Annotated in this window: 4 protein-coding genes; 1 reads left to right on the forward strand and 3 read right to left on the reverse strand. The window is 48.0% G+C overall.

The features are described 5' to 3' along the window. Positions 1–333 precede the first annotated feature (333 nt). Positions 334–1,284: a tyrosine-type recombinase/integrase gene (locus tag QT979_RS28555; RefSeq protein ID WP_333312353.1), complete on the forward strand. Its 951-nt coding sequence runs from the start codon at positions 334–336 to the stop codon at positions 1,282–1,284. A gap of 397 nt (positions 1,285–1,681) precedes the next feature. Here the strand turns inward: QT979_RS28555 and QT979_RS28560 are convergent, their stop codons facing one another. The 3 genes from QT979_RS28560 to QT979_RS28570 all read right to left on the reverse strand — a co-directional run bounded on the left by QT979_RS28560 (position 1,682) and on the right by QT979_RS28570 (position 3,448). Further along, on the reverse strand, positions 1,682–2,185 hold the full coding sequence (locus QT979_RS28560; protein ID WP_333043158.1) for a hypothetical protein: 504 nt from the start codon (positions 2,183–2,185) through the stop codon (positions 1,682–1,684). Then, positions 2,182–2,967, reverse strand: a complete 786-nt coding sequence (locus QT979_RS28565) for a ParA family protein (RefSeq protein ID WP_106331468.1) — start codon at positions 2,965–2,967, stop codon at positions 2,182–2,184. The genes QT979_RS28560 and QT979_RS28565 overlap by 4 nt, the downstream gene beginning before the upstream one ends. A 307-nt stretch (positions 2,968–3,274) precedes the next feature. Beyond that, positions 3,275–3,448, reverse strand: a complete 174-nt coding sequence (locus tag QT979_RS28570) for a hypothetical protein (protein WP_333312354.1) — start codon at positions 3,446–3,448, stop codon at positions 3,275–3,277. Positions 3,449–3,547: the final 99 nt, after the last annotated feature.

Consider the following 3,547-nt stretch of genomic DNA (forward strand, 5'->3'; position numbering starts at 1 on the left):
GGCGGGGTACGACCATACATTTTAACTATTTGATGACTTCAGGAATATTATACTATGGCTAAAGTGATGAAAGAGCGCTAAAGCTGCATAAAGGTGTTCTTCTTCTACGAAGAGGAGGGAACACACGGGCTCGTCCTCGGACGGTGAGGGTTCACCAGGGAAGAGTTAAATCGATCGCTAAGTAGTTGGACAGAATTAATTACACAAAATAGAATCGGAAATTCTCTTCCTGTGAGCCTTGCAAAATTATATCTGTGTAAATATTTCTGTTCATGTACTTAACGCCTTTTCGGCGTAAAATTTAGTATTTATAATGTCACTTTGAAAGAGTAAATGCTCAACAGAATTGGAGAGCAACAGCCGGAAACATTGAATCTGCCCTGTCCGGTACCCCTGACTCAGCACCCAGCAGCAGTGTACCTCGACAGTTTGGGGAGCGAGCGGTCAAAGGCAACCATGAGAGAAGGACTCAATATCATGGCCCGAATGCTGACAGGTGGGGAGTGCGACGCAATGACTTTGAATTGGGCGGCATTGCGCTACAAACATACGGCGGCTCTGCGCTCGGCTATGGAGAAAAAGTACGCCCCGGCGACGGTGAACCAAATGCTGTGCGCCCTGCGACGGGTGTTGAAGGAAGCTCTGCGGTTGGATTTAATCGACCCCATAGATTACAGTAAAGCGGTGGATGTCAGGAGTATCAAGCAATCGGGAAAGGTTAGGGGGCGCGCGCTAACGCTCTGTGAGATTGCTGCATTGATGCAAAGCTGCTCTGGTAAGACCCCTATTGATGTTAGGGACTCGGCGCTGATTGCTATCTTGCGAGGGGGCGGCATCCGTCGCTCTGAAGCGGTCAATCTCTTGAAGCGTGATTTCAATCTATCCACGGGAGCGCTGTTCATCAGAGAGGGCAAGGGCAAGAAAGACAGGACGGTTTATCTCCCGGAGTCTGCTTGCGTTTTAGTGTCCCAGTGGCTGGAGTTGAGGGGAGAGGCGACTGGGCCTCTGTTGTACCCGATTCGGAAGGGGGGAGAAATTCAGCGCCGGCGGATGACGGAGGATGGTGTGTTGAAGATTGTGCAGCGACGGGCGTTTCTCGCTGGGGTGGAGTCTTTTAGTCCCCACGATTTCCGGCGCACGTTTTGCTCGGACCTCCTTGATGCTGGGGTGGATATTGTGACGGTGCAAAAGTTGGCGGGTCATGCTTCTCCGGTAACTACGGCCAAATATGACAGGCGTGGGGAGGAAACTAAGCGGCGGGCCGTGCAGCATTTGGAATTTTAGGGCTTTGTGACGTTCTCTCCCGTTAAGTGCTGACGCACTATAAAAGGTGGACAAGACTGACATCTAGGACTCTGATGAAACTTATAGTTCCTTTATCAATAGCCTCCGCTAATTCTGGGTTTAAGCTACAGAAGAATTGGCTGTTGTCAGGTTCAGAGTAAACTACTTCAACAACATAACATCCCGTTTTGGGGACAATCCTCACTTCGCACAAATCCTCAAACTTCAGCGCCGTGTTAAATAACTTGCGAGAAATGTCCGTTATTTGATCGCAGTAATTAAACCACTCATGGCTTTTTTGATTGCGTGCCTTTCCACTCGTTCTTTTAACAGTGTGGACAACTATCAACTATCAACTATCAACTGTTAACTGTTTAATGGCAGTAGCATCTCCCTATCAGCGCCCAGATAGCATTGTAATCAGCCGCCTCAACTTCCCAGCAAGTTTTCTGGAATCGTAGCGGCACTTGGCTTCTACTAAGATTTTTTCCATCAGCTCGGATGAAGCTTCTGCTTGCAGCCAGGCAGCTTCTAAAAATACTTCTACGGTCACTCCTTTTTCTTTGCAAAATCTTGTCAAGTTAGCATCTATTTCTGCATCTAAAACAACGGCAGAATGGCGACGAGTTGGCGGAAGTTTCGCGAGTTCTGCTTTTAACTCTTCTAATGTTGAATTGGGATTAGTGGTTTCGTTTGAAGTTGCGTTCGTTGAAGTTTCGTTAGCCGAAGTTTCGTTAGCCGAAGTTTTGTTTGAAGTTTCGTTTGAAGTTTCGTTCGCCGGAGTTGAACGTTGAGCTATTTGTTCGCTCTCCTGTTTGGGGGCGATTAAAGTATCTTCTCGGCTTGGAACAACTGTTCGCTTGCGGTTGGAGCGAATTTGGTCGAGGATGCTGTCACTCATTGTACTTTTTGTTGTAAAAGAGACTCGATTTTGGCGAGCAGAATTTCAAAGGGATATTCTAAGTCGGGATGTCCTAATTCGCTGAGAGTTTGGCGTTTGTTAATGGCTTTTTTGTACTGTTCGGATTCTCGGATTGAAGGGAGAATTAATTCGTTTTCAACTTCGTCTTTCATTCCTTCTACGGCTAGGCGGCTCTCTAGGGTTTGAGTGTTGCCAATCCAGCGGTCGCGGAAGGGCAGCACTCCTAGTACGGTAGCGTTGGTTGCTTTGACATCTCTCATGGAGTTGAGCAAGTCGAGTGTCCGCACTAGGGAACCGTAGCCTTTGACGGAGGCTTCGGCGGGTACGATTACGGTGTCGGCGGCACCGATTGCGGTTAGGCAAATCTGCGAGCGCTGCGGGGGTGCGTCAATGATACAAAATTTAAAGGCTTCGGCAACTGGTTCGAGGCGGCGCAGCAACAGGGTGGCGCCGACGCCGCTGCTGGATAGGTAGTCGGCGGCGGCGTCAAGCCCGTCGTCGGAGGGAATTAGAAACAAGTTGTCGCTACCTTCGACTGGATAGATGCCGTCTTCGATGGGCACGGATTTTTTGAGAACTTCCAGCAAGGTGGGCTGGTTGGGTTGCAGTTCTAGCCCCAGGTAGGTGGTCAGGTTGTGTTGGGGGTCGGCGTCGATAGCCAGTGTGGGATAGCCCCGGCTGGCTAGGAGGCGGCTCAGGAATAGAGATGCGGTTGTCTTGCCCTGCCCCCCGGACAGGGACGCGATGGCGACTGCGATCATGGCTTTAGGGACATGGGATGGGGTTTTCTATATATATCGTCATCTAAAAAACGAAATTAGTCAATAGTTGATTTAGTAAAAAACTAATTTTATTATTTTAGTAATTTAACTATTGACTATTTTATTTAAAAAATAAAGAGCTAAAATTGGCTTTTTAGTAAAAAGCTAAATTATTAAAACTAGCAAGTGAGCGGAGCTCGCGCAGTCCCCACCCAATTTTCCTCCACAGACTCTATAGATGCGTGTTTAAAAGGCGCGGTGCGTGTTTAAAAGGCGCGGCGCGTGTTTAAAAGGCGCGGCGCGTGTTTTATAGCGAGAAAACAACATAATATGACGCGCGGCCTTGACCCTCTAATTTCAACTGGTTGGCATCAGTCAACTTCCGCAGCAGGCGACTAGCTTGGTCTTCGCTGATACGACAAAGTTCCACAGCTTCTTTTCTGGTAATTCTGCCGTGAGTCCTTACATATTGAAGCACCATTTGCTCTTGCTGAATGGGTTCAAACCCACATTCCGCAGATATTCAAGCAGATTTAAATCCAAAGAAATTGAGAATTGCCAAAACCTCAAATGATTGCTA

Origin of the sequence: Microcoleus sp. w2-18bC1 (assembly GCF_036700365.1) — a bacterium.
GTDB lineage: Bacteria > Cyanobacteriota > Cyanobacteriia > Cyanobacteriales > Microcoleaceae > Microcoleus.